This is a genomic window from Anaerobutyricum soehngenii, from assembly GCF_009697165.1.
Taxonomy (GTDB): domain Bacteria; phylum Bacillota; class Clostridia; order Lachnospirales; family Lachnospiraceae; genus Anaerobutyricum; species Anaerobutyricum soehngenii.
On record NZ_VULP01000029.1, the window covers coordinates 1 to 26377 of the forward strand.

General features: G+C 36.4%; 22 protein-coding genes and 3 tRNA genes. 18 read left to right on the forward strand and 7 right to left on the reverse strand.

The window, feature by feature from the left end:
• Window positions 1-262 precede the first annotated feature (262 nt).
• The 11 genes from FYJ25_RS11705 to FYJ25_RS11755 all read left to right on the forward strand — a co-directional run bounded on the left by FYJ25_RS11705 (window position 263) and on the right by FYJ25_RS11755 (window position 13186).
• A tRNA-Gly gene (locus FYJ25_RS11705) sits at window positions 263-334 on the forward strand.
• A 27-nt stretch (window positions 335-361) separates the two neighbouring features.
• Window positions 362-433, forward strand: a tRNA-Gln gene (locus FYJ25_RS11710).
• 203 nt (window positions 434-636) lie between these two features.
• Window positions 637-1137 (forward strand): DUF6465 family protein, encoded by a 501-nt coding sequence (locus FYJ25_RS11715; protein ID WP_154581366.1) that lies wholly within the window; start codon window positions 637-639, stop codon window positions 1135-1137.
• A 280-nt stretch (window positions 1138-1417) separates the two neighbouring features.
• Window positions 1418-1924 (forward strand): SEC-C metal-binding domain-containing protein, encoded by a 507-nt coding sequence (locus tag FYJ25_RS11720; protein ID WP_096240385.1) that lies wholly within the window; start codon window positions 1418-1420, stop codon window positions 1922-1924.
• A 128-nt stretch (window positions 1925-2052) separates the two neighbouring features.
• The gene (locus FYJ25_RS11725; RefSeq protein ID WP_096240383.1) at window positions 2053-3147 is read left to right on the forward strand and encodes a hypothetical protein; all 1095 of its coding nucleotides are present in this window, start codon (window positions 2053-2055) and stop codon (window positions 3145-3147) included.
• 58 nt (window positions 3148-3205) lie between these two features.
• A complete protein-coding gene (locus tag FYJ25_RS11730) occupies window positions 3206-4861 on the forward strand; it encodes a putative manganese-dependent inorganic diphosphatase (protein ID WP_154581367.1) in 1656 nt (551 codons plus the stop codon).
• Window positions 4862-5369: 508 nt separating this feature from the next.
• On the forward strand, window positions 5370-7757 hold the full coding sequence (locus FYJ25_RS11735; RefSeq protein ID WP_096240380.1) for an ATP-dependent DNA helicase: 2388 nt from the start codon (window positions 5370-5372) through the stop codon (window positions 7755-7757).
• Window positions 7758-7814: 57 nt separating this feature from the next.
• Window positions 7815-8717 (forward strand): DUF445 domain-containing protein, encoded by a 903-nt coding sequence (locus tag FYJ25_RS11740; protein WP_154581368.1) that lies wholly within the window; start codon window positions 7815-7817, stop codon window positions 8715-8717.
• A gap of 127 nt (window positions 8718-8844) precedes the next feature.
• Window positions 8845-9564 carry an NAD-dependent protein deacylase gene (locus FYJ25_RS11745; protein WP_154581369.1) on the forward strand — a complete coding sequence of 240 codons (720 nt, stop codon included), beginning with the start codon at window positions 8845-8847 and terminating at the stop codon, window positions 9562-9564.
• A gap of 2 nt (window positions 9565-9566) precedes the next feature.
• Window positions 9567-11495, forward strand: a complete 1929-nt coding sequence (locus tag FYJ25_RS11750; protein ID WP_154581370.1) for a tetratricopeptide repeat protein — start codon at window positions 9567-9569, stop codon at window positions 11493-11495.
• Complete coding sequence (locus FYJ25_RS11755; protein WP_096241602.1) at window positions 11492-13186, forward strand: Hsp70 family protein; 1695 nt, start codon at window positions 11492-11494, stop codon at window positions 13184-13186. The genes FYJ25_RS11750 and FYJ25_RS11755 overlap by 4 nt, the downstream gene beginning before the upstream one ends.
• Window positions 13187-13307: 121 nt before the next feature.
• Here FYJ25_RS11755 and FYJ25_RS11760 read toward each other — a convergent pair whose 3' ends face one another.
• On the reverse strand, window positions 13308-14465 hold the full coding sequence (locus FYJ25_RS11760) for a ribonuclease H-like domain-containing protein (protein ID WP_096240377.1): 1158 nt from the start codon (window positions 14463-14465) through the stop codon (window positions 13308-13310).
• 219 nt (window positions 14466-14684) lie between these two features.
• On the opposite strand from FYJ25_RS11760, the gene ruvA reads away from it, so the two are divergent.
• The 7 genes from ruvA (at window position 14685) to FYJ25_RS11795 (ending at window position 22771) form a co-directional block, all read left to right on the forward strand.
• The gene (ruvA, locus tag FYJ25_RS11765) at window positions 14685-15299 is read left to right on the forward strand and encodes a Holliday junction branch migration protein RuvA (RefSeq protein ID WP_154581372.1); all 615 of its coding nucleotides are present in this window, start codon (window positions 14685-14687) and stop codon (window positions 15297-15299) included.
• Between the two features lie 9 nt (window positions 15300-15308).
• Entirely contained in the window at window positions 15309-16313 is a 1005-nt protein-coding gene (gene ruvB / locus FYJ25_RS11770) for a Holliday junction branch migration DNA helicase RuvB (protein WP_096240375.1), read from the forward strand.
• 34 nt (window positions 16314-16347) lie between these two features.
• Window positions 16348-16755, forward strand: coding sequence for a cell division protein ZapA (locus FYJ25_RS11775; protein ID WP_096240374.1), 408 nt, complete (start codon window positions 16348-16350; stop codon window positions 16753-16755).
• Window positions 16742-19294: a peptidase U32 family protein gene (locus FYJ25_RS11780; protein ID WP_154581373.1), complete on the forward strand. Its 2553-nt coding sequence runs from the start codon at window positions 16742-16744 to the stop codon at window positions 19292-19294. The genes FYJ25_RS11775 and FYJ25_RS11780 overlap by 14 nt, the downstream gene beginning before the upstream one ends.
• A gap of 18 nt (window positions 19295-19312) precedes the next feature.
• Window positions 19313-20665 carry an FtsW/RodA/SpoVE family cell cycle protein gene (locus FYJ25_RS11785; protein ID WP_242970702.1) on the forward strand — a complete coding sequence of 451 codons (1353 nt, stop codon included), beginning with the start codon at window positions 19313-19315 and terminating at the stop codon, window positions 20663-20665.
• On the forward strand, window positions 20625-22217 hold the full coding sequence (locus FYJ25_RS11790; protein WP_157908568.1) for a peptidoglycan D,D-transpeptidase FtsI family protein: 1593 nt from the start codon (window positions 20625-20627) through the stop codon (window positions 22215-22217). The genes FYJ25_RS11785 and FYJ25_RS11790 overlap by 41 nt, the downstream gene beginning before the upstream one ends.
• Window positions 22218-22318: 101 nt before the next feature.
• Complete coding sequence (locus FYJ25_RS11795) at window positions 22319-22771, forward strand: NUDIX hydrolase (RefSeq protein WP_021907335.1); 453 nt, start codon at window positions 22319-22321, stop codon at window positions 22769-22771.
• Between the two features lie 191 nt (window positions 22772-22962).
• On the opposite strand, the gene FYJ25_RS11800 is transcribed toward FYJ25_RS11795, so the two are convergent.
• From FYJ25_RS11800 to FYJ25_RS11825, 6 genes are all read right to left on the reverse strand, one after another.
• Window positions 22963-23042 (reverse strand) — tRNA-Leu (locus FYJ25_RS11800).
• 81 nt (window positions 23043-23123) lie between these two features.
• Window positions 23124-23843 (reverse strand): LytR/AlgR family response regulator transcription factor, encoded by a 720-nt coding sequence (locus tag FYJ25_RS11805; protein ID WP_096240371.1) that lies wholly within the window; start codon window positions 23841-23843, stop codon window positions 23124-23126.
• A 293-nt stretch (window positions 23844-24136) separates the two neighbouring features.
• The gene (locus FYJ25_RS11810; protein ID WP_154581374.1) at window positions 24137-24586 is read right to left on the reverse strand and encodes a hypothetical protein; all 450 of its coding nucleotides are present in this window, start codon (window positions 24584-24586) and stop codon (window positions 24137-24139) included.
• 221 nt (window positions 24587-24807) lie between these two features.
• Window positions 24808-25257 carry a hypothetical protein gene (locus FYJ25_RS11815; protein WP_154581375.1) on the reverse strand — a complete coding sequence of 150 codons (450 nt, stop codon included), beginning with the start codon at window positions 25255-25257 and terminating at the stop codon, window positions 24808-24810.
• A gap of 50 nt (window positions 25258-25307) precedes the next feature.
• Window positions 25308-25490, reverse strand: coding sequence for a hypothetical protein (locus tag FYJ25_RS11820; RefSeq protein ID WP_147608727.1), 183 nt, complete (start codon window positions 25488-25490; stop codon window positions 25308-25310).
• Window positions 25491-25538: 48 nt separating this feature from the next.
• A complete protein-coding gene (locus tag FYJ25_RS11825) occupies window positions 25539-26369 on the reverse strand; it encodes an EFR1 family ferrodoxin (RefSeq protein ID WP_154581376.1) in 831 nt (276 codons plus the stop codon).
• Between the last annotated feature and the right edge of the window lie 8 nt (window positions 26370-26377).

Sequence of the window (26377 nt, forward strand, 5' to 3'; positions counted from 1 at the left end):
GCACAGCGATGTGTGGAGTTGACTGTTACTAATCGGTCGAAAGCTTGACCAAGCGTAGAAAGCCGTAATGATGTCAGTAAACTGGCTGAATGAAGCTTGCTTTATGAATACAGTTTATGACAGCATGGAGATTTGCGGAGCAAATCCATCGAGATGAAGCGTAAGCGGAATCGAGATGACCGGCTTTAGTCAAGGCTTTAGTCAATAAGATTTGCAATTAGAAAAGATAGTTTGTGTGTAGTTTTGAAGGTACATATCATGTGCACGAGTGGCTCAGTGGTGGAGTATCGCCTTGCCAAGGCGAGGGTCGCGGGTTCGAATCCCGTCTCGTGCTTTTATAATTGAATAATATTTATAGTATAGCGCTATCGCCAAATGGTAAGGCACTGGATTCTGATTCCAGCATTTCCAGGTTCGAATCCTGGTAGCGCTGTTTTTTTATATAATTAAAAATTTACTATATAAAAAGAAACATCATTTTAACTAAATAATGGTTTTATTTTACAATATGATACATCAGTATATTAGAAAAACTTAGTAAAAAGTTTATAAAACGGCTTTTCAAAATAATATTTCCGATGTATAATAGCAACGTATGTATTAAGAAAACCTTATTCAAATTAGGAGGAATTAACTATGGCAAGAACAACAGCAAGAGCAGCAAAGAAGAAAGCAGCAACAAAAGCACCTGCAGCTAAAACAGCAGCAAAAACTACAGCAGCAGAAGCAGTTGTAGAGGAAGTAAAAGAAGCAGTGGTAAAAGAAGTAGAAGAAAAGAAAGAAAAAGTTGTAGATGCTGACATTAAAGAAGTAGCAGTTGCAGCAAAAGAGACAGTAAAAGATACTGGCGCTAAAGTTGTAGATAAAGCAAAAGAAGTTACAAAAAAAGTTGAGAAGACTGTAAAAGAAAAAGTAGCAGAGGTGAAAGCAGCAGTAGCAGAACCAGAAATATATGTACAGTATCAGGGTAACGAATCAGATTTAGCTGCGATTACAGCAAGAATTAAAAAGCAGTATGTTGAAGAAGGCCATAAAGAAAGCGATATCAAGTCTTTAAAAATTTACTTAAAACCAGAAGATGCATCCGCTTACTATGTAATCAACGATAATAATTCAGGAAAAGTATTTTTATTTTAATTCTTTTTGCTGATTTACAGGATTTAGATTACAAAAAAGAATCTATCCGGCTTGCAAGTTTGGGAGTATGTTTAAATACGAATGAGTATTTAAACATACTCCCAAACTTGCAAGCCGGATAGATTCTTTTTCTTTTTGTTTTTTGTTCCTTTAGATCCTGCAAATAAAAATATATATTGAATTTCTTTGGGGATTTTGGTATACTGTTGTAATATATGATACCATAAAGGATATGCACAGTGATTTTATGGGAATCGTTTAAAAAGAAAGGAAAAGAAAGATGTCTTTATTAACAGATTGGAGAGAATTTGCCTATAGTCATGATGATAGAACCAGAGAAGGACAGGAATTCTGGATTGGATATTTTAATCAGGAAAAGGCTGTATATGAGCAGATTCTTGCTACACCAGAAGAACCAGTAAGTGGAACAGTTGCAGAACTGGCACAGAAATATAATATGGATCTTACATATTTTGTAGGTTTCTTAGATGGAATTAATGATAGTTTAAAGAATCCAAATCCTATCGAGGATATGGATGCGAATACAGTAGTATCTTTAGACTACGATAAAGAGAAACTCTATTACAATATGGTTGCTGCTAAGGCAGACTGGTTATATGGTTTAGAGCAGTGGAGTGATCTTTTAACTTCTGAGAGACGTAAGGAGTTATATAAGGAACAGAGAAGTTCTACAACAGTTGTTAAGCCACCTAAGATTGGACGTAATGATCCATGTCCATGTGGAAGTGGTAAGAAGTATAAGAAGTGTTGTGGACGTAATAATTAATTACGAATTACTATAAGGCATAGTATGCCTTGTGTGCGGCATCCTGTGTTTGCAGGGTGCTGTTTTCATGTCAATGCTATAAAATATAGATCAAAACATAACAGGCAGCAAAGAGGATTGGAGAGAATATGCAGGACAGATATATAGCAGACGAGGCGAAGGTAAATATCAGTAGTCTGGAAGCAGAAACCGTTATGAAAAGTACTCCTGTATCAACAGTGACGTCAATTCTTGGACGGATTGGAATAGAATATGAAGAGGGACTGCCCAAAGAAGCATATATTGCTGCTTTTAAAGAAGAATTTTGTTCTGAACCCAAGTGGGTTCTCCTTATGTTGCCCAAAATGATGCTTGATTTTCTGATGGAAGTCTGGGAGAATCCTGTCGTTGAGATGTCAGAAGAAAGATGGAATTATGTTGAATATTTAAAGATATTTGGATTTTTAGCATATCGGATGGGCAATTCTATTTCAGATGAACCAAATCAGATTCTCGTTGTAGATGAGATGAAAGACCGTTTTTATTTCCTGTTAAAAAGCAGAAAAAGTCAAAAAGCATTGTCTGTTTACGAAGAATGGGAAAAGATTATTACTGGATATATGTATTATTATGGTTTCGTAGAGACAAGAACATTATATTCTTTATTTTTAAAAGTTTCTAAAAAAGTAGTTTCTTATGAAGAGTTTATTTTATTCATTAAATGTCGTAGTTCTATGTGGGCATTTGGGGCGATTCTTAAAGATTTTACAGGAAAGAATGAATACTTTCAGTATTTGAGTGTAGAGAATGCTGATTTATTGCTTACATATATCAGAGAGCATGAGGAATTACCATATAAGCCAGTTAAAATTGAGGATTTAATTTATGTCAGCGATGCAGCCGGGATCGATAATAGATGGTCAGGAGTTAGTGAACTTGGTAATTTATTCATTGATAAGATGGGACTAAATTATTATCGTGCAACGGTTCTGCTAAGAACTTTGTTGATTATGATTAAGAACGGATGTAGTTATGATAAACTACAGGAAAGATTAAGTGGACTGCCTTTTAAGAATAAAGAATTGGAAGAAGAGACAAGACAGGCAGTGGGTCAGTTGTTTGAAAGTGTCCCGGTTTTTGAATACAAGGGATATTCCAGAGAGGAATACAAACGATTATCTCATCAGAAACAATTGAAAAAAAGAAAGAATTTGTTTACAATTATAGATGGTGGAAGAGAGTAAGCTCTTTATTATAAATGGATTACCATAAATAAAAGATAATAGAAAGGATACAGGAATTTTGAGTAAGAAGAATAATATTTATGTAATTGGTCATAAGAATCCAGATACAGATAGTATCTGTTCTGCAATTTCTTATGCATATCTGAAGAATGAATTAAGTCAGAAGCAGGAAGAAGAATGTAAGTATATCCCTACAAGAGCCGGTCATATTAATGAAGAGACACAGTATGTCCTACGTTATTTTGAACAGGAAGCCCCTTTATTTGTGAATGATATCCGTCCACAGGTTACAGATATTGAGATTCGTAAAACAAAAGGTGTGGATGCTGGTTTATCTCTTAAAAAAGCGTGGGATATCATGCGGGGAGCACGTATTGTTTCCCTTCCTATCCTTGAAGAGGATAAACTTGCAGGAATCATCACTGTCAGTGATATCGCCTATTCTGATATGGATGTATATGACAATATGATCTTATCCAAAGCCGGAACAAGCTATAAGAATATTGTTGAGACTATTGACGGAGAGATGATTGTTGGTGATCTTGATGGTGAATTCGAGGAGGGTCATGTTTTGATTGCCGCAGCTAATCCGGACATGATGGAAGGATATATTGAACCGCAGGATATGGTTATTTTAGGTAACCGTTATGAATCCCAGCTTTGTGCGATTGAGATGGATGCACAGTGTATTGTTGTATGTATGGGAGCAACGGTTTCAAAGACAATTCGTAAGATGGCCAAGGAACATGGCTGTCGAATCATTGTAAGTCCATATGATACTTACACTGTGGCTAGACTGATCAACCACAGTATGCCAGTTCGTTATTTCATGACAACGGAGAATTTGATTACATTCCATACAACAGATTATGTAGATGATATTCAGGAAACTATGGCAAAGAGAAGATTCCGTGATTTCCCTATTACAGATAATCAGGGTAATTATATAGGAATGATTTCTAGACGAAACTTATTAGATTTAGATCGAAAGAAGCTCATCCTTGTTGACCATAATGAAAAAGCGCAGGCAGTAGATGGTTTTGAAGAAGCAGAAATTTTAGAAATTATTGATCATCATCGTCTTGGAAATATTGAGACAAACTCTCCGGTCTATTTCAGAAATCAGCCGGTAGGATGTACTGCAACAATTATTACACAGATGTACATGGAAAATGGTATCGAGATTCCGGAAAAGATTGCGGGTCTTTTATGTTCTGCAATTCTTTCTGATACATTAATGTTCCGTTCTCCAACCTGTACAGCAATTGACCGTATCATTGCAGAAAAGCTTGCAGCTATCGCACATATTGAGATTGAAAAGTATGCAAGAGATATGTTTGATGCAGGAAGTAACTTGAGAGAGAAGTCTGCAAAAGAAATTTTTTATCAGGATTTTAAAAAGTTTAATGATTCTAACATTAACTTTGGTGTAGGACAGATCAGTTCAATGAATAAACAAGAATTATCTGCTTGTAAAGATAAGCTCCTTCCTTATATGGAGGAAGTAAGAACATCTTATGGTTTAGATATGGTCTTCTTTATGATGACAGATATCATTAATGAGTCCACAGAATTATTAATGGTAGGTGATATGTGCAAAGAAGTAATAGAGAATGCATTTGAGACAACTGTAGAAAGCAGTTCTGCAGAACTTCCAGGTGTAGTATCCAGAAAGAAGCAGTTAATTCCTGCAATTCTTGGACAGTTATCATAAACAGATAATCTTTTTTAGGGAAACGAATCAGAAAAATTTGAAAATGGAGTGAATAAAGGACTATTTTTTGTTTCAAATGAAAGAATGTTGTTATATGAATACGAATATCAATAATTTCTTTGAAATTGAACAAAATATTCCACTACGAAGGCATGAAATTTTTAGAAAAGTGTTGTATTATAATTAAAGTAATCCCCTAAGTTAAAGGTTAGTATTATACAGAGAATGTCCACAATGAGTTTTGCCCCTCATTGTGGGCATTTTCTTTTATGTAGATATATTATTAAATCTCTCTAAAGGTCAGATACACAGAATTTCAAGGTGAAATTATAGGGAGGAATAAGGAAAGAACAATTAAAAAATAAAATAATTACGATAATATTTCATTTGAAAGAAAAATAAAGACAAAACGTAAAAATATTAAGGGAAATAATAAAAGAAATTTTTCAAGATAAGAAACAATGCAAAAAAGTATTAGAAGGCATCGAAAAAAAAGGAGGACTGTATTATGTTGTCCTATCAGAAGGGGATTGTAAAAACATCAGTGCGCCATCTGGTAGAATTTTTATTACGAACCGGAAGTATCACAACAGGTTCCGCACTGAGTGCGAATCCAGAAGCAATGCTTGAAGGGGGAAGGTTGCATCGTAAAATCCAACGGACCCAGAATGCAACTTATCAGAGTGAGGTTCCATTAAAAATGGAGTGGCAGGAAGAAGGGTATATTCTTGTATTAGAGGGACGGGCAGATGGAATTGACCGTATGAACTTAGAAGAGGAAAATGTTATTTATGTAGATGAAATTAAGTGTGTTTACAGAAATATAGAAGAAATAGAAGAAGCAGATTTTTTGCATCTTGCACAGGCAAAGTGTTATGCTTATATGTACGGACATAAACACGATTTAGAAAAAATTGGTATACAGATCACATATTGTCATTTGGAAACAGAAGAAATAAAAAGAATTTTTTCCGTATATAGCATGGAAGAGCTTTCCTTATGGTTTGCAGATCTATTAGATTCTTACCGAATGTGGGCATCGTATTATGTGGCGGCAAGAAAACAGCGAAATGAAAGCATAAAACAATTAAAGTTTCCTTTTGATTTTAGACCGGGTCAAAAGAAGATGACAGCGATTGCCTATCAAGCGATGGAAAGCAAAAAGCATATTTTTTTACAGGCACCAACAGGTGTAGGAAAGACAATCTCCACAATTTATCCAGCCTTGAAAGAATTAGGAGAAGAAAAGGCAGAAAATATTTTTTATCTTACAGCAAAGACAATTACAAGAACGGTGGCGGAAGATACGATAAAGCTTTTAAAAAAACAGGGATTATCTGTATCAGCAGTAACGATTACAGCCAAAGAAAAAATTTGTATTCAAAAAGAAGTGCAGTGTAATCCGGAAAGCTGTGAGAGAGCCAAAGGACATTTTGACAGAATTAATGAAGCCCTTTATGCTTTACTGGATTCTGCTTGTGACATCAGCAGAGAAAATCTTCTTTTATATGCGGAAAGGTATAACGTGTGTCCGTATGAGCTGTCTTTTGAAGCAGCAGTATGGTCGGACTGTATCATTTGTGATTATAATTATGTATTTGATCCACATGTCAATCGAAAAAGTCTGATAGAAGGAAGTTTGCGGCAAAATATTTATCTTATTGATGAGGCACATAATCTTCTTGACAGAGCCAGAGATATGTACAGCGCAGATATTGCAAAAAGTGATTTTAAGGTGCCGAAAAAGTATTTTAAAGATAGGAATCGTTTTTTATTTAAAAAATTGAATAATTGTATTATTGCACTTCGAAAGCTGGAAAAAGAATTTCATGAAGAGAAACGATTTCACTTGCATAAAAATGCGGATGCGATGTACTTCCCAATTTTTCATCTGATAGGTCCGTTAGAAGAGTATCTGACAGAACACGATAATTTTCAGGAAAGAGAAGAGATTGTAGAGTTTTATTTTAAAATCAGTCATTTTTATATGATTTTAGATAACATGGACAGCGGTTATGAAATTTATAGTGAAAAAAGAGGAAGAGACTTTTTTTTACGGCTTTTTTGTGTGGATCCTTCAGAGCAGATAGAGGAATATATTGAAAACAGTCGTTCTAGTATTTTCTTTTCTGCAACTCTTTTGCCGGTACAATATTACAGACAGCTTCTCGGAGGCAATCGTTTTGAAGCGTATCAAATTGCTTCTCCCTTTCAAAAGGAAAAGCGTCTTTTAGCAATTACAGAAGATGTGACGAGCCGCTATACAAGAAGAGGAGAATGGGAATACAGGAAGATGGTAGGTTATCTGGAGCTTTCTCTAGAAAAGCAGACAGGAAATTATATGATCTTTTTCCCATCCTATGAAATGCTTTCAGCAGTATATGAGATAGCAAGAGATAGTAATCTTGCGTTAGTATCTGAACTTGTTGTGCAGGAACCTTTTATGGAAGAAAAAAGCAGAGAAGATTTTCTGGAAAAGTTTCGCAGGAAAGAAGGAAAACCACAGATTGGTTTTTGTGTTCTTGGAAGTATTTTTTCAGAAGGGATTGATCTTACGGGAGAAAGTTTAATTGGAGTAGTGATTGTGGGAACTGGGCTGCCTCAGATTTGCAATGAACGGGAAGTAATCAGGGAATATTTTGACAGACAGCAAAAAAAGGGATATGATTATGCGTATCGGTATCCGGGAATGAACAAAGTATTGCAGGCCGCTGGAAGGGTGATTCGGACAGCACAAGATACAGGTACGATTCTTTTGATGGATGAACGTTTTTTAGAAAGAGAAAATCAAAAGCTTTTTCCAGAAGAATGGGACAGTTATTATGGAGTGAACAGACAAAATTACGGGAAAGTTTTAAAGGACTTTTGGGAAGAACGAAGAAGAAGGGAATCATGAGTTGATTCTTGCATTTGTGATAAGATATGATATATTGTAAGAAAAGGAGTAAAGAGTATGTGGAAATATATAGCAACCCCTTTGATTGGGGCTGTCATTGGGTATGTAACAAACTGGATTGCGGTAAAGATGTTATTCCGTCCAAGAAAAGAGATTCGTGTATTTGGGAAGAGACTTCCCTTTACACCAGGAGTTATCCCAAGGGGACAGGGACGACTGGCAAGAGCAGTTGGAAATGTTGTGGAGACACAGCTTTTAACCCCGGAATATTTGGGAGAGAAGCTTCTTTCAAAAGAATCAGAAGAAGAATTTAAAAGCCATGTCCAAAGCTGGATAGACAGTCAGAAAGCATCCGAAGATACGCTTTATTCTTCTATATCAAATATAGTTGAAGAGGACAGACTTAATAATTTTATCGTTTCGACAGAAGAAAGTCTGTCAGACTTTCTTTCAGAAAAGATTATTGCAATGGAACCGGGAAAGCTTATTGTAGATAAAGTGATGCAGGAAGCACAGAATAAGCTTTCGGAATCTATGTTTGGAATGATGCTTGGCGGTTCTTTTCTTGAAAAGATTGCCGGACAGGTACAAGATGGAATTGATACATATATACAGGAGAATGCCAGAGAATATGTTGGAAAAGCAGTTGTGAAAGAATCGAAAGAACTGCAGGAAAAGCCAATGCCGGAGGTGACAGCCTTTCTTGAAGAGAAGGGAATTTATGATCCGGAATTTTTATGGGGACTTTATAAAAAAGTTATTGAAGATAAGCTGCCAGCATTGCTCTCATCTTTGAAACTTTCTTTAGTAGTTGAAGAAAGAATTAATGCAATGCAGGTAGAAGAGGTCGAAGAACTGGTTCTTTCGATTATGAATAAAGAACTTGGTGCTATTGTAAATCTTGGTGCAGTTATTGGTCTTATATTAGGACTTATTAATGTGATTATTTTTATAATCTGATGTTATGATATGAGGGACAAAAGGTATTTTGCCCCAAACTTATTTTCACGCATAGATGCCCGGTGTATGGATATGGTAAGATACTGGTTTATTATCGTATTAATCAGCACAGCATAGGAGGTTTATTATGAACGAGAAGATCAGACAGTTAAAAGAAATTATTGATGGAACAGATAATCTGGTATTTTTCGGAGGAGCGGGAGTTTCTACAGAAAGTGGTATTCCTGATTTTAGAAGTACCGATGGACTTTATAGCATGAAATATGATTATCCACCGGAAACAATCGTAAGCCACACTTTTTTTATGAGACGTAATAAGGAATTTTATGAGTTTTATAAAGATAAAATGATGGCTTTAGATGCTAAGCCGAATGCGGCACATTACAAGCTTGCAGAGTGGGAAAAACAGGGAAAATGTCGTGCGGTTATTACGCAGAATATTGATGGACTTCATCAGATGGCAGGCAGCAAAAATGTATTAGAGCTCCATGGAAGTATCCACAGAAATTACTGCATGAGTTGTGGGAAGTTTTTTGATTCTGCTTATGTAAAAAACAGCGAGGGTCAGCCAAAGTGTGATGAATGTGGAGGACTGATAAAGCCAGATGTTGTTTTATATGAGGAAGGACTTGATCAGAGAGTCATTTCAAAAACGGTACAGTATATCAGTCAGGCAGATGTGCTGATTATTGGAGGAACCTCTCTTGTTGTTTATCCGGCAGCTGGGCTGATTGATTATTTTAAGGGAAGTCATCTCATTTTAATTAATAAGTCAAAGACAGAGAGAGATTCTCAGGCAGATTTAATAATTAATGATAAGATAGGAGAAGTATTTAAGCAGTTATAAAGATGAATGATTTTTTTAACACATTAGGAATAGAAGCGACAAAAGAAGAAAAAGAAATTAAAAAAGCATATAGAGATAAGCTTCATACTGTAAATCCGGAAGATGATCCAAATGGGTTTAAGATTCTTAGGGAAGCTTACGAGGAAGCATTAAAATACGCCAGGCAAAAGGAAGACGAGAAGGAGAAAAGGCTGTCACCAGTTGAAGATTTTATTTTTCGCTGTGAACAGCTTTATAATGATTTTTATCGGAGAATTGATGAGCAGGAGTGGGAGAGTCTTTTTTCAGAAGATATCTGTATCAGTTTAGAAAGCGGTGAAGAAGTACGGCAGAGATTTTTAGTATTTTTAATGGAACATTTCCGTTTGCCGGCAGCAGTATGGAAGAAGATTGATCGTACTTTTTCTATTACAGGTAATCGAAAGGAACTTTTAGAACTTTTTCCGGAGCCTTATGTTGATTTTTTGTTACAGGTTGTCCGCTATAACGGTGCGTTAAATTATGAATTATTTGAAGGTGAAGTCAGTCAGGATATTGATGATTACATAGAGCATTATCATAAACTTCGCCAGTATGCAGATCTTGGTATGCAAAAAGAAGCCTGGCAAGAGTATGAGCTCATGGAAGAAAAATATACGATTTATCATCCATATACAAAGTTAGAGAAGGCAAGGCTTCTTTACAGTGAAAAAGAGGAAGTGAAGCAGGAAGAAGGAGGAACTATCTTTCGGCAGCTTGCTGAAAAATACCCACAGGAAGAGCGTATTGTGTGCTGTTATGGAAGGTATTGCCAGGAAAAGAATCAATGGGATGGAATGATAGAGCTGTATGATAAAGTATTAGAAGCACATCCGCAGTCTTTTCTTGCAAGAACCGGCAGGATGGAAGCAGTACTTCAGGAAGGAAGATATCGGGAAGCAAGAGAGGCAATTCTTGATCTGCTCGAAGAAAGTCCGGTAGATGAGCGTTTAGTGGCAGATCTTAACAAAGCGAATGTGTATGTTATAGCAGAGTTAGAGCCAGACTATAAAGAGAATCATTTAAATCAGGATAGTCTGATGGAACTTGCATGGTGCTATTATCAGAATTCGAGATTTGAGGATGGTATTGCGTTATTGGATCGTTTTGTTCCGGATGAGAGCCATACCCTTGACTATCATAATTTAAAGGGAAGAATTTATCTCACAGTAAATGAAGATGAAAAGGCATTAGGACATCTGGTTTTGTGGCTTCATGCCATACAGAGGCTTCGTCCGGATGGAACGAAGAAAACAACAAGGCAGATGGCTCGTCTTGGCTATGCTTATTATACGATTGCTTCTGCTAAGGCAGATATGATTCTTGACGGAAAAGAAGGCAGTCTTTCTGAGGTAATGAATGACATAGAAAAGGCGGTAGCAGTGGAAAAAGATGTTTCACAAAAAGTAAGTTATTACCATACGGCAGCAGATATCTGGCGCAGAAAAAAAGAATATGCTAAAATGTTTGATATTTGTGATAAGATGCTTGCTATAGATCCACAGTACTACCCGGCATATCTTTTGAGACAGGAAGCTTGTCTGTATCTTGGAAGATATCAGGAAGTAGTCAATGACTATCAAAGAGCAACCACATTATATCCATATCATGCAAAACCATATTGTACTTTAATTCGAATGTATCTGATATTTGGTGAGCTTGACAGCGTAAAAGATATCCTGGATGTGGCAGAGAAAAGAGAAGTAAACAGTGATGAACTGGAACTTCTTCGAGCAAGATATATTGCAATAAGAGCAAAAAAACGGGAAGATTTAGAAAAGGCGTATGCCATTCTTGAAAGACTTGAGAAAAAAGGATGGTCTTTACAGTCCGAGATGGATGAGGAAGAATGGACAGAAATCTCGTATCGAAAAACGCAGATTTTAAAAATGTTACAGGAGGAAATACAGTGATTATTGGAATTGATTTAGGAACGACAAATTCACTTGCAGCGTACTATACAGAACATGGACCTGAAATTATTCCAAATCGATTAGGAGAAAGACTGACACCGTCAGTAGTCAGTATTGATGAAAATGATCAGGTTTATGTAGGTAAAACGGCGCGAGAACGAATGGCAGTGTATCCGAGCCAGACAGCAGATCTCTTTAAGAGAAGTATGGGAAGCCGAAAAGAATTTAAACTTGGTAATAAAACATTTACAGCAACGGAACTTTCCGCAATGGTTCTTCGTTCTTTAAAAGAAGATGCGGAAGTCTATCTTGGAGAAGAAGTAACGGAAGCGGTTATCAGTGTTCCAGCATACTTTAATGAAGTAAAAAGAAAAGCAGTAAAACAGGCAGGTGAATTAGCAGGACTTAAAGTGGAACGAATTATCAGCGAGCCAACTGCGGCAGCAATTGCCTATGGACTTTACCAGAAAAATGATAATACGCGTTTTCTTGTTTTTGACCTTGGTGGAGGAACTTTTGATGTTTCCATTCTTGAGTTGTTTGACGATATTCTTGAGGTAAGGGCGGTTGCCGGGGATAATTATCTTGGTGGCGAAGACTTTACAAATTTGATTGTTGAAGAATTTTATAAAGAACATGGAATAAATGAAGAGAGTCTTTCTGCAAAGGAAAAAGCATATTACCGTAATCAGGCAGAAAAGTGTAAATGTAATACAGCAGATTCTTTTTATCGTATGCAGGCATCGGTAAGTGGTGAAAAGGTAGAAACCCTTATACCAAGAGGGGCATTTGAAAAAATGAGCAGCCAGCTTTTAGACCGTATTAAAACTCCGGTAAGAAGAAGCCTTTCGGATGCCGGTGTGAAACCTGGAGAAATTGACGAAGTTGTATTAGTTGGAGGAACAACGAAGATGCCGCTTGTTCGTAAATTTGTTGGAAAGTTATTTGGCAGAGTACCGGATACAAGCATTAATCCAGATGAGGCAGTTGCACTTGGGGCAGCAATCCAGGCAGCGATGAAAGAACGAAAAGAAGCAGTAAAAGAAGTGATTCTTACAGATGTCTGCCCGTTTACTCTTGGAACCGAAGTTTCTGTTAAAGCAGAGAATGATCATATAGAGGGAAATCATTTCTGTCCGATCATTGAGAGAAATACGGTAATACCAGCAAGCAGAACGCAGCAATTCTTTACGGTTTATGATCATCAGACACAGGTGGAAATACACATATTACAGGGCGAAAGCCGATTTGCCTCAAACAATGTTTCTCTTGGAACATTAAAACTTACTGTTCCGGATAATGAGGCTGGAAAGGAACAGATTGACATTACTTATACTTATGATATTAATGCATTACTTGAAGTTGAAGCTAAAATTGTCTCTACAGGAGAAACGATAACCCGCCTTATAAAGAATCAGGAAAACAGTATGACAGAAGAAGAGATGAAAGCTCGTATGAAAGAACTTTCTTACCTTAAAATTCCACCAAGAGAGCAGGAAAAGAATAAAGTTCTGCTTTTGCGGGGAGAACGACTTTACGAAGAAACGACAGGTGAACTTCGTGAACAGCTTGAGATGGTAACCCAGCAATTTGAGAGGATTCTTGATCGCCAGGATCCGTTAAAGATTGAAGAAGCAAGAAAAGATTATGAAGAGGCACTTGACTGGATTGAAGAAGAAATGTGGGTTTAAAGAACAATTTTTCTGAAATACATTCAGGCTATGTAGCATCAATAAACATAAAACAAGAATTTCCAACCGTTATATAGCTATGTTGCTATGGCTGGAAATTCTTGTTTTTGGCTGTTTTTTTCTAAATTAAATCATTAATTTCTTGTATATGAATGATAAAAAGTTCTTTTATGACATCTCTAAGATAGATAGAGAGGCTTTCATTTTTATCAGAAAAGAGATTATCGAATTCTGCAAAAGAACGAGGACTTTTGAATTCTCTTTTATAAAGAGGAAAAGAATCTTGATAAGGATATCTTTCAATCTGAATTCCATAATGTTTTTGTGTTTTGGGGATAGGAAGGAAAATTCCTTCCTTCTTTATATAGCAAGTGGACGCTTTCGCTGCCCGGCGGTACTTTCTTTCTACATAACATCCGACACTTTTATGAACGGCTCTGTCTTCTTCCGGGAGATAATAATAATTGCGATAGTCTTTAAAAAAGTGTTTTAATGTTTCTTCTATATAAGGAAGAGAAATGATTAAAATAGAAGAATCATTTTTATCGGTAGAGATACTGCCGATCGAAGTAGAAAAATTTAATGGTTTCGGTAAAGCAAGCGGAAGTTTACAAGATATCGCAATGCTGCCTGTTCCTTTCTCAAAGAGGCTTTCTCCTGGAGAAACCTTTATGAGAGAGAGATCCTTTGAAAGTAACATACGATAAGAAAAAAGTGGAAGGAGATACTTCATTCCGAGAAGATCCTCTTCATTATGGAGAAGAAGATTATGGAGTAAAGCCTCATCCTTGTTCATGAGATATTCTTTGTATACAGCAATAAGCTGTCCCCCATCATAAATATCTTCTCTATATAATTCAAGAAAATGTTCCCAATCTTTTTGTTTTCCATGTGTCATTTGAAATAAACTTTGAAATGGTTTTAAAAATTGATAAAAGTCAAGAGAAGGGAAACTTTCTATATCGCAAGGTAACTCATTTAATTCGTAATGGCGCTTTAGATAGGGAATGTCAAAGCTATTGCCATTGAAAGTAACAAGCTGCCAGTCTTTTTGTTTTAAAATGTCATGAAAAGCAAGAAGAATTTCTTCTTCGCTTGTTCCATCGTCATTAAACCACTGAATAAATTGAAATCCATTTTCAATAAAATATCCACAACCGATTAAATATAAGATCGTATTATCTTTTGAAAAACCAGTAGTTTCTATATCGAAGAATAAAAAAGAATCTGTTTTTTCCGGTATTGTTTTTTCCGGGAATACTTTGTTGATTGTTAACATGATGCCTCCAGTGCTGCAAAGTGCTGTCGTATAAATTTCTTACTAACCATAGCAGAGAACGTTTTATATGTCAAACGGATTTCTGAAAGATTTTACAGAAGGTTTCAAGGTAAATGTCGTTAAAGTAAAAGAGTTGTAATATCATGGAAACTATGGTATCATGTCAGAAGTCAGAATATAAGTTCTGGTAACAATTTGAAAAGAAGGCAGGAATTTCATTTGATTTCATATATTAAAGGAACGGTTGCGTTTAAAGGAAATGATTACATTGTCATTGAGAATCATGGAATAGGTTACCAGATTAAAGTGCCATCCAGAGTTCTTGACAGTATGGAGAGCGGAGAGAATGTCATGCTTCACACGTATTTGTATGTAAGAGAAGATGTTTTGGCATTGTTTGGTTTCTCTTCTATGCAGGAATTAGATACTTTTCAGATTTTGCTCGGTATATCAGGTATTGGACCCAAGGCAGCATTATCTGTACTTTCTACGATGACAGTGGAAGACTTATATTATGCCGTATTCAGTGAAGATGCAAAGAGTATCGCAAAAACTCCGGGGATTGGTCCAAAGGGTGCGAAGCGGATGATCATCGAGTTAAAAGATAAGTTGAATTTAGAAGATTTGGAATCAGTTTCCATGAAAGAAGAGACGGGAGCAAGCTTACAGGCAGGAGATGGAGACAGTATTTCAGATACGGTGCAGGCATTAACTGCACTGGGGTATTCTAATGGGGAGGCCTATCGTGCAGTGCGAGGTGTATCTGATGCAGATACAATGGATGCAGAGCAGTTATTAAAAGAAGCATTAAAAATTATATTAACATTTTCGTAAGGTGATGTCATGGACAGAATGATTAGCACAGAGCTTATGGAAGAAGACATTGCGGTAGAAGGCAGTCTTCGACCACAGAATTTAACAGAATATATAGGACAGGAGAAAGTGAAGAAGAATCTTCGCGTATTTATAGAGGCTGCGAAGATGCGTGGAGAAGCACTGGATCATGTATTATTATACGGACCTCCCGGTCTTGGAAAGACAACGTTGGCAGGTATTATCGCGAATGAGATGGACAGTAACTTAAAGATTACATCCGGACCGGCGATTGAAAAACCTGGAGAGATTGCAGCGGTACTGAATGGACTTTCAGATGGAGATGTTTTGTTTATTGATGAGATTCATCGTTTAAACCGTCAGGTTGAGGAAGTGCTTTATCCGGCGATGGAAGACTTCTCGATAGATATTATGATTGGTAAAGGAGCTTCGGCTAAGTCAATTCGTCTGGATCTGCCACATTTTACATTAGTGGGAGCAACCACAAGAGCAGGAATGCTTACGGCACCATTACGTGATCGTTTTGGTGTGGTGAATCGTCTGGAGTTCTATACAGATGAGGAGTTGAAAGTAATCGTAGAACGTTCAGCAGAACTTCTTGGTGTGAAGATTGATGAGGCAGGAGCGATGGAACTTGGTAAGAGAAGCCGGGGAACACCAAGACTTGCAAACAGACTGCTAAAAAGAGTCCGGGATTTTGCTCAGGTAAGATATGATGGGATGATTACTTATGAAGTAGCACAGACAGCGCTTGATTTATTAGAAGTAGACTCTATGGGATTAGATGCCACAGACCGCAATCTGTTAGAGACAATGATTGAAAAGTTTATGGGAAGACCAGTCGGTCTAGATACATTGGCAGCAGCGATTGGAGAGGATTCTGGAACGATAGAAGACGTGTATGAACCATTTCTGATTCAGAGAGGACTGATTAAACGTACACCTAGAGGACGGGCATTAACAGTTTTAGCCTATGAACATCTTGGCTATCCGGTACCGGAGGAAGTATTTTAAAGAGAAGATCTGATTTTGCATCACAGGAGGATGAATGATGAATATGGAAGGAAAAAGAGAATTATCAGTAGTAATTGATGGTAAAGTATATCGACTGTCCGGTGGAAGTGATAGTTATCTTCAGAAACTTGCCTCTTATGTCGATGGCAAGATAAGTGAGTTAAAAACACAGGCAGGATATAATAAGCTTTCTACAGAGTATAGAGATATTTTACTGGCACTTACTATTGCCGAAGAAGTGTTCAAGCTGAAAGAAGAGATTGAAGTATTTAATCAGGATAGCAGAGACAGGGAACAGGAGCTTTATGAATTAAAGCAGGAAGTCGTAGATAAAAAGCTGCAGATTGATACAGCGAATAAGCTGGTAGAAGATTATAAGACAAAGGTCAATGAGTTACAAAAACGTATGATTGGACTGGAGACAAACCATGAGTTTCGTTAAGAGAGGGAACCTGCCGGAATTACTTGCTCCGGCAGGTTCTTTGGAACATTTAAAGGCAGCGGTATCAGCAGGAGCCGATGCGATCTATATGGGCGGAGAGAAATTTGGTGCCAGAGCCTACGCACAGAATTTTTCCAGAGAAGATATGATAGAGGCATTGCAAATTGCGCATTTTCATGAACGAAAGTTATATCTTACTGTGAACACCTTGATGAAGGAAGAGGAACTTTTTGAAGAATTAGGAGAGTTTCTTTTCCCTTACTATGAGAATGGATTAGATGGAGTAATTGTTCAGGATATGGGAGCTGCTCGTTTTATTCGTGAACATTTTCCTGAGATAGAGATACATGGAAGCACACAGATGACAGTAACAGATATTCATGGAGCTGTTGCGGCAAAAAGAATGGGAATGACCAGAGTTGTGCCTGCAAGAGAACTATCTTTAGAGGAGATAAAGGCAATAAAAGAAAAGACAGGACTGGATATAGAAGTTTTTGTTCATGGAGCATTATGCTACTGTTATTCAGGACAGTGTCTTTTAAGTAGTGTGTATGGAGACAGAAGCGGTAATCGAGGCAGATGTGCACAGCCATGCAGACTGCCATATAAAGTAAAAGATCATAATGGCAATAATCTGCATACATCAAAACAGGGGAATTATTTACTTAGCCCCAAAGATTTATGTTCCCTTTCTCTATTGCCTTCATTAATGGAGCTTCCGGTGGATTCTCTAAAGATAGAAGGACGAATGAAGAATGTAGAATATGTAGCTGGGGTTACTTCTATTTATAGAAAGTATCTCGATCAAATTTTTGCTAACTGGGAAGAGAGAGAACATTTTAAACCAGAAGAATCAGATATTCATGCGCTGGAAGAATTATATTGCAGAGGAAGCTTTACAACTGGTTACTGGAAACAGCATAATGGACAGAATATGATGTCAGTACGTTCTCCTAAGAATACGGGCAGGCGAATTGGCGAAGTATGTTCTGTTTCTAAAAATAAAGTGAGGATTTCCTATGAAGATAGACTACATCCGAAGGATATTCTAGTTATACCGGTATCTTTGGATAGGCAGGAGGAACTTGTTCTTACGGTACCATCTAAATGTCAGGAAGATGGAAAGAAAAAGGGACAGATTACATTAAATATTCCAAGGACACAGGGACTGAAAGAGGGAACGTTGGTATATCGAAGGAAGAATATTGAGCTTTCGGATCATATCGGAAAAAATATTTTAAATAAAGTGATAAAATATCCGGTAAGCGGAAATATTACTTTAAAAGTTGGAGAACCGCTGATGCTCCAGCTGTTTTGTCGTGAAGAATATGCGTTTGTAGAAGGGCCTGTTGTAGAATTATCCAAGAAAAGACCTGTTACAAAAGAAGATATTTTAAGGCAGATGCATAAAACAGGAACAGTTCCGTTTGAATTAGAGAATTTTGAAGTGAATATGGAGGAAGATTGTTTCCTTCCTATGTCTGTATTAAAAACTGTGCGGCAAAAAGGCTTTTCTTTGTTGGAAGAAAGATTGAAGAATACGAAAAGAAGAAGCGTATTGGAAAATAATGAAAAGGATAAGGAAAATAATAAAATAAATAAGATCGTATGTTTAGAGAAAGAAGGCTTGAAAGAAGATTTTACAGAGAATTTCACAGGAAAAATATCTATCGATGAAAGAATTGCAACAGTTTATAATAGGGAACAGTGTATGATATGTTGCAAAGATTCCTTTTTTGATGGGGTTTGTCTTGCTTCAGAATTTTTCTCAGAGGAAGAATTACTGCAATTTGGTCAGGCAGTATCAGATGCAGGTAAGAACGTTTATTTAGCTTTACCACATGTGTTCAGAACTAATTTGAATTTAGAAAAAGTATGTGTATCCTCTATTTGGAATGGAATATATGCATATACTATAAATGAAGCAGAATTTTTGCATGAACTGAAAGGCTGCACAGCGAAGATTATCGCAGCAGCTTCTCTGTATCACTGGAATTCCAGTGCAGTTTCTGAAACAGCGGCACTGTATCCAGAGATGACAGTGAGGGAGATACCAATAGAATTGTCCGGCAGAGAAGTTAATGCGATGCTGGAACACTGTTATGAGAAGTGTTTAGGACAGGTTGAACATATAAGAAATATAAAAGATATACAGAAGAAAGAAGAATTTGAAGTTCTTATTCATGGAAGAATTCCTGTAATGCAGTCAACACAGTGTATGAAAAAGACAACCGGACATTGTAATAAAACTTCAGAAGAAATATGGCTTGAAGATAAAAAAGGAAGAAAGCTTCCGGTTACAACACATTGCAGGGAATGTTATAATCTGATCTGGCAGGATAAACCATATGATCTTATCGGTGAAGACCTTACGGGAAGTATTCCTTATGTTACAAGGCATAGATTTGATTTATTCCATATGTCAGAAAAGGAAATCAAAGAGATGAAAGACAGGTATCTGATCTGGCAGGAGAATCATTTTATGTGTGATCTTCAAAAGGATGATACAGAACATCACTGGAACTACGGTATAGAATAGAAAGGTGGGAAAGAAAGTATGGTGAATTTAATTTCAACAGGATCCAATTATATTATTATCATCATGGGTGTCATCTATGCAATTTCCTGTTTTACCGTTTTTCTTCCGTCTTCTGAGAAGGTACAGGCAAAAAGGATGGACAGGCAGGAACTTTTTATGTTTTTGTTCCATTTTATTTGTTATGGAGTTTTGTTCGTAAAAACATTAGATACGAAGTTGATTTTTTTGTATGCAGTACAGGTTGCTTTTTTTAAACTGCTTATATTCATTTATTCCAGAGTATATGTAGATTGCTCCAGAATTTTAATGAACCACACATGCTTTTTATTACTGATCGGTTTTGTTATGCTGACTCGCTTATCCTTTGATAAGGCGGTAAAACAGTTTGCCATTGCAGCAGGAACTTCAGTTATCGTATTATTTATTCCATATTTTATGCAAAAAGCGGCAGGGCTTAAACGTCTGAAATGGGTATATGGGATTTTAGGTCTTTTGTTCTTAGCGAGTGTATTTGTAATCGGTACATCACAAAATGGTGCGACAAACTGGATTTCACTAGGGCATGGTATTGCGTTGCAGCCATCAGAATTTGTAAAGATATCGTTCGTGTTTTTTATTGCGGCAATGTTGACAAAAGCACCGGATTTTAAAACAATGCTTATCACAACAATATTTTCAGCCTGTCATGTCATGATATTGATTGCTGAGAAGGATTTAGGTGGAGCACTTATTTATTTTGTTGTATATGTTTTCCTTTGCTATGTTGCTACGGGAAGAGGAATTTATTTATTTGGAGGACTTGGTGCCGGAGCGGTAGCGGCTAATCTTGCATATATGCTTTTTGCACATGTGCGAGTCCGTTTTATTGCATGGAAAGATCCATGGTCAGTAATAGAAGGAAGCGGTTATCAGGTTACACAGTCTTTATTTGCGATTGCTGCTGGTGGCTGGCTTGGAAAGGGTCTTACACAGGGAAGACCAAATGATATACCAGTTGTGGAAAGTGATTTTATTTTTTCAGCAATCACAGAGGAGTTTGGAATTCTTTTTGCAATCTGTCTTATTTTGATTTATTTAGGGGTGTTTGTACATTTTTTGAAAATAGCAATGGATGTAAGAGGGCGTTTCTACAAGCTTCTAGCTTACGGTTTTTCTATTTGTTTTATTTTCCAGGTGTTTTTAACAATCGGTGGTGTGACAAAGTTTATTCCGTCTACAGGAGTAACACTGCCGCTGATCAGCTATGGAGGAAGTTCGGTAGCGAGTACTTTAATAATTTTTGCAGTAATGCAGGGCATATTTATCATTGCCTATAAAGAGGATGATGAAGATGAAGAAGAGCAATCAAACAAGAAAAACGAGAGTAACTAGCCAAAATAGAGTAGCAGCCGGAAAGTCTCGTAAACATAATCAAAAGAGAGAAGGTTTTTCTGGTATAAAAGAAATTTTTACTCCAAGAAGAGGAAAAAAGTTAAAAACAAACCGGTATATGCTTCAGACCAGTGTGATTGTAGTTGCTTTATTTTTAGGTCTGGCTGGATATGTAGTAAGATTTACTTTAAAAGATAGTGTAAAAGTTTCGGAGAGTTCTTATAATAAAAGGAATTCTTCTTTGTCAGAGCAGACAAAGAGAGGTAAGATCATCAGTGCCAATGACAAGATTCTTGCATTTTCAGAGAACAATGAAGCAGGAGATGAGATTCGGCATTATCCTTATGAAAATATGTTTGCGCATATTATTGGATATACCAGTTATGGAAAAGCGGGTCTTGAAGCGGTCTGTAATAAAGAGTTGCTGACTTCTCATGAAAAGTTAATGAAACAGCTTAGTAACGGTGTAGCAAGCCAGAAAAATATTGGGGATAATGTCATAACAACATTAGATACTCGCCTTCAAAAGGCAGCATATGAGGCATTAGATGATTATAGAGGAGCAGTAGTGGCGATCGAGCCGAAAACAGGGAAAGTAAGGGCGCTGGTTTCTAAGCCGGACTTTGACCCTAATAAATTAGATGATATGTGGAATAAGATTACGTCTGATTCTTCACAAAGCTGTCTTTTAAATAGGGCAACACAGGGATTATATCCTCCAGGATCCACTTATAAAATATTGACGGCTTTAGAGTATATGGAAGAGCGTCCAACCACCTATAAAAAGTTTAGTTATGATTGTGAGGGGGAAACGATTATAAATAGTGTACGGATCAGCTGCTATGAAAACGAAGAACATGGAGAAGTTGACTTGGATAGAGCATTTGCAAAATCTTGTAATACTGCCTTTGTTACACTTGGAAGTAAATTAGATATAAAGCAGTTTGCAGCTTTGAATAAAAAGTGCCTTTTTAATCAGAACATACCGTTTGATCTGTCTGTAAAGAAAAGTCGTTTTGAGTTAAATGAACATTCCGATAAAGGAGAAATTCCACAAACAGTAATCGGACAGGGAAATACGCTAATGACACCGTTTCATAATGCACTGTTAATGTGTGCAGTTGCCAACGATGGAGTACTTATGAAACCATATGTTATAGATCATATAGAAGGTGCAGATAATACAACTGTCAAAGAAAATATCCCTGAAATCTATGCAGACCTTATGTCTAAAAAGGATGCTAAAAAGCTTCAGAAAATGCTTCGTGAAGTAGTTACAGATGGAACAGGATACAGCCTTGACACCGACCTGTATACCGCTGCCGGAAAGACAGGAACCGCAGAAAATGAAGGGAAATATGCTCACGCATGGTTTGTAGGGTACTCTAATGTAGAAGATCCGGATCTTGTAGTTTGTGTGCTTGTGGAAAATACAGGTGCAGGAAGTAAATATGCAGTTCCCATTGCGAAAAAGATATTTAACTCCTATTATAATAATAATATGAAAGAGTACTACGGAGAAAAAAAGAATACTGCACAGTCAGATGAATAAGATCTGTATAAAAAGGCTGTTCTTGCAAACCTTCTGTCGATTTGGTATACTTAATATAAGTGTAGAACACACCAGAATTGTCAGCACAGGAGGATAGAGCAATGATTAAGGCGACAAGCTGCGGTGGTGTTGTAATATTTCGGGGAAAGATACTTCTGTTATATAAGAATTATAAGAACAGATATGACGGATGGGTTCTTCCAAAAGGAACAGTGGAGGCAGGAGAAGAATATAAGGAAACTGCCTTAAGAGAGGTTCATGAAGAGACAGGAGTAAAGGCTTCTGCAATAAAGTATGTAGGAAAGAGCCAGTATACTTTTAATACGGCACATGATGTTGTTGTAAAACAGGTGCATTGGTATTTGATGATGGCTGACAGCTATTACTCCAAGCCTCAAAAAGAAGAATATTTTGAAGATTCCGGCTACTATAAGTACCATGAAGCGTATCATTTGCTTCGATTTCCTAACGAACGGCAGATATTAGAAGATGCCTACCAGCAGTATATTGAATTAAAGAAAGCAGGACTGTGGGGGAACAAAAAGTATTTTTAAAAGAAGCTGTCGCTATTGCGGCAGCTTTTATCTTTAAACTATGTTTAGAAGTGCACATCCTTGCGGAGCGGTTTGTTTTAAAAGAATATAATTTCATAAAATAAAAAAAGCCTTTTAGATAAAACATACGGTTATCTAAAAAAATTTGCAAATACTTTTGTACTATATGATACTATATACTAAAAAAATGATGCCGCTGATGGGACTCGAACCCATATGGTTTCCCGTACGATTTTGAGTCGTATGCGTCTGCCAATTCCGCCACAGCGGCAGATGTTAACAGTTATTAAAACTGCATAACCAACTTCTATATGTTATCACTTAAATAATATATTGTCAAGAAAAATCTTATTTATGTAGTGTAAAATTCTTCTGACCAGACACATCCGGCAAAGGTTTTCTTTACATTTTCATAGCAGGTTCTGCTCACAGGGATGGAAATTTCATTTGATAAGATTGCGTGATGCCGGTCTAAATTTATAATATGCCGTCCATTTATAAGATAACTGCGGTGGGAGAGACAAAACCATGGACAAAGGCGCTCACTGATAGAATCTAATCTTTCCGGCGTTTGATAGACTCCATCTGCTGTATAAATATTTGTTGTGCGCATGATTCGTTCCAAATATAATATCTTGCTTTGTGGAAGACGAATATCATTCTGTTTTGTATGGATGATTAAATAAAGTTGATTTATCTTTTTTAGATGACGGATTGCCTTTTTCAATGCAGCTTGAAGATATTTATCTATATCTTTTTTTAAAATATAAAAGATGTGAGAGGTTTCATAAACAGAAGAAAAATAAGTAACATGATTCGTAATATATATAATTTGGGAATCCGGATGCCAGGCATTAATCTGTTTTACAGCCTCAATACCCGAAGCGGACTCAAATTCGGTATCCATTAAAATAATATCATAAGCTTTCTCTTTGGCATGTATAGAATCTAGGAGATCCTTAGGATGATGAAAAATAGAAAATTCAGTTTCGATAGGACAGCATTGTTCCACCTTTTTGGCAATTTCCTGAGTAGTAATTTCATTATCGTCACAAATTGCAATTGAAATCATAAAATAATTTTCCCCCCTAAAATCTATTTTATATTATATAGTATTCTTTTCTTTATAAATATAGTTTATATTATATAATATTTTTGGCAATTTGCAAGTATATAATGAATAATAAATGGTTGTTCATGACATGAAATCGACATTTCATGTTATTAGTATTGAAAATAGATAAGAAAAAATATATAATACAATAGTACTTTGCATTTTGCATATGCCCGTCGGAAGTGAGTTTATTCTTTTGTGTTTCATTTCCGGCGGGTCTTTCATTTTCATTTTTTCTGTGGTGAATGAATTTAAAGATAGATTCTTAAGTCTTTGCGAAGATCTTCTTCAAGGCGGATGAGCTTTTCTGTAACCTTTTTGGATATTTCATCGGCCATCTTATATTGATTCAAATATTTATTTAAAGATTTAATTCCCATATTACAGCCATCAGTAATAAGCTCAGCAACAGTAGTATCACTTTCATTCATACCCATTTTAAAATTTGTTTTAATAAAAGACATACCCTTTGCAATTGGATCTGGTTCTTTTTGTTCTTCTTCATGATAATTGAGAAGAGAATGAATCTCTGATTCTAATTGTTCATGTGCATTCCTGCTGAGGGTGAGGATTTCATTTAGTTTTGGATTCTCTACTTTCTCTAAAATTTCATTAATAGATGAAATCGCCATTTTAGTTCCGGCATCGCATTCTTTTAAAAGTTTTGCGGTATCTGTAAGTTTTGTAGAATCTGTATGCATTTGGTTTCTCCTTTTAAATTTTTGATAACCATAGTATACAGAATCTGTTGAAATTTATTCAAAAGACAAAGTTACAAATTGTTCTGAAAAAATATTAAAAAAATCCCCTTATAGCAGATAATTCTGGTGTGGATTTATAATACAAATAGTATCCATAAGTATAACCATCCAAAATAAATGCTGTAAGAGGATTATTTTATTTCGTTTTTGTAAACGATAGATTAGATTTTTAATACTTTTTTTATTTGTGCTGCAAGCTGTGCTGCATCATTATGTCCAAAATAATCAATTCGATAGGTATGTTCTGCGGTTCCTTTGTCAACAAAGACTCGTCCCTTATCAACATCAACAATAATTCCGCTGTCCCCTGTATAAATAATCAGATTCTCTCCATGTCCGGTAAAAGATTCATGAGGGATAAAACTGTACCAGGTGCAGTGATATGTGTAATCTTCAAGAATCTCTATAATTTTTCGATATTCTACAGAGTTCGCAGACAGAGAAAAGGAAGATACATTTGTGTCATGTTCAGACAGGCTGACTGTCATAGCTGTTGTATCTGCTTCTTTTCTAAGAACCTTACGAAGAGGAAGTGGCCAGACTATAATTATGACAAAGATGATAATCATGATCGTGGAAACAACCAGAGTACGTTTTAAATATTTATTCATAAGTAACCTCCGCCCTTTTTATCTTATTATATCCTGTTGTTGTTTTTCGGTCAACATACTGGTAAAGGGATAGTGTAAGAAATAACTTTAACATCATCTGCTGTCATATTATAAGTATAGCCGATTTGTGTTTCCCAGATTGTACCGGATACCGCCGGAATGCCAATCTTTTTTTCGGATTCAAAAAAGCTGTCTAACGAAGCACATATTATATCTAAAACTGATTTTTCCATGTGAATTGCTCATGTTAGTATTTGTTTTGCTTAGTATTTTTTGAGAAATTAGTTTGTAATTATAAAGGTTGGTTCTTTTCGTTCAGTGTATGTGTTTTCTAACATTTCCACATGAGAAAGAAACGCTTCGTCTACGAAATACTTTGCATGAGCCGGGCAGATTTTAATGCAGGCCTGACATTTTATGCATACGCCGGTTACCTTTGAAATATCTTCTTCCGAAATGCTGTTCATAGGACATTTTCTGACACAGAGACCACAGTGAGAGCATTTTTGAAGGTCTGTAAGTGGTGTGGATTTTAAAAAACGTGCAGGTGTCAAATCTGCTTTAAGCGGTGTATAGTAAGGGGCAAGAGGAGTTGCGCGGTTATAATCTATTGCCACAGCAGTGGAATCGTCTTTCAAAAGTTGTGCGATATTTTTAGAAAAGGAATTTAGTTTTTTAAAATCTTGAATATCAGGTCTTCCTTTTGCAAGAGTGTCAGAAAAAGCATGCTGGCTTATCATTGCAGCCGCAGCCACAGGAATACATCCATTCTCTTCTGATAGGAGCAACAATTCACGCAATGCTTCATCATAGTTACGATTCCCATAAACACAGACAGGAATCACCGGAGTGTGTCCTGCACCTACGATACATTTCTTGAAATCAGGAAGAATCTTATTCGGAATTCTTCCAGCATAGACAGGAGTACCGATAATGACAAGAGAGTCATTTGAAAAATGATATTCTTTTTGTCTATTTTCTAAACATGTAAAGTCAACCAAATGTACCGGAAGTTCCAATAATCTAGATAAAGTATCAGCGATTGAAGATACTATTTTTTCTGTGCCCCCTGTGGGACTAAAATATAATGCATAAATTTGACGTAACACCATATTAAAAT

What these genes read in the sequence shown, in the direction of transcription:
- FYJ25_RS11715 (WP_154581366.1), top strand. Translation starts at nt 637, where the DNA reads ATGGCAAGAACAACAGCAAGAGCAGCAAAGAAGAAAGCAGCAACAAAA.
- FYJ25_RS11720 (WP_096240385.1), top strand. Translation starts at nt 1,418, where the DNA reads ATGTCTTTATTAACAGATTGGAGAGAATTTGCCTATAGTCATGATGAT.
- FYJ25_RS11725 (WP_096240383.1), top strand. Translation starts at nt 2,053, where the DNA reads ATGCAGGACAGATATATAGCAGACGAGGCGAAGGTAAATATCAGTAGT.
- FYJ25_RS11735 (WP_096240380.1), top strand. Translation starts at nt 5,370, where the DNA reads ATGTTGTCCTATCAGAAGGGGATTGTAAAAACATCAGTGCGCCATCTG.
- FYJ25_RS11740 (WP_154581368.1), top strand. Translation starts at nt 7,815, where the DNA reads ATGTGGAAATATATAGCAACCCCTTTGATTGGGGCTGTCATTGGGTAT.
- FYJ25_RS11745 (WP_154581369.1), top strand. Translation starts at nt 8,845, where the DNA reads ATGAACGAGAAGATCAGACAGTTAAAAGAAATTATTGATGGAACAGAT.
- FYJ25_RS11750 (WP_154581370.1), top strand. Translation starts at nt 9,567, where the DNA reads ATGAATGATTTTTTTAACACATTAGGAATAGAAGCGACAAAAGAAGAA.
- FYJ25_RS11760 (WP_096240377.1), bottom strand. Translation starts at nt 14,465, where the DNA reads ATGTTAACAATCAACAAAGTATTCCCGGAAAAAACAATACCGGAAAAA.
- ruvB (WP_096240375.1), top strand. Translation starts at nt 15,309, where the DNA reads ATGGACAGAATGATTAGCACAGAGCTTATGGAAGAAGACATTGCGGTA.
- FYJ25_RS11775 (WP_096240374.1), top strand. Translation starts at nt 16,348, where the DNA reads ATGATGAATATGGAAGGAAAAAGAGAATTATCAGTAGTAATTGATGGT.
- FYJ25_RS11780 (WP_154581373.1), top strand. Translation starts at nt 16,742, where the DNA reads ATGAGTTTCGTTAAGAGAGGGAACCTGCCGGAATTACTTGCTCCGGCA.
- FYJ25_RS11785 (WP_242970702.1), top strand. Translation starts at nt 19,313, where the DNA reads ATGGTGAATTTAATTTCAACAGGATCCAATTATATTATTATCATCATG.
- FYJ25_RS11790 (WP_157908568.1), top strand. Translation starts at nt 20,625, where the DNA reads ATGAAGAAGAGCAATCAAACAAGAAAAACGAGAGTAACTAGCCAAAAT.
- FYJ25_RS11795 (WP_021907335.1), top strand. Translation starts at nt 22,319, where the DNA reads ATGATTAAGGCGACAAGCTGCGGTGGTGTTGTAATATTTCGGGGAAAG.
- FYJ25_RS11805 (WP_096240371.1), bottom strand. Translation starts at nt 23,843, where the DNA reads ATGATTTCAATTGCAATTTGTGACGATAATGAAATTACTACTCAGGAA.
- FYJ25_RS11810 (WP_154581374.1), bottom strand. Translation starts at nt 24,586, where the DNA reads ATGCATACAGATTCTACAAAACTTACAGATACCGCAAAACTTTTAAAA.
- FYJ25_RS11815 (WP_154581375.1), bottom strand. Translation starts at nt 25,257, where the DNA reads ATGAATAAATATTTAAAACGTACTCTGGTTGTTTCCACGATCATGATT.
- FYJ25_RS11820 (WP_147608727.1), bottom strand. Translation starts at nt 25,490, where the DNA reads ATGGAAAAATCAGTTTTAGATATAATATGTGCTTCGTTAGACAGCTTT.
- FYJ25_RS11825 (WP_154581376.1), bottom strand. Translation starts at nt 26,369, where the DNA reads ATGGTGTTACGTCAAATTTATGCATTATATTTTAGTCCCACAGGGGGC.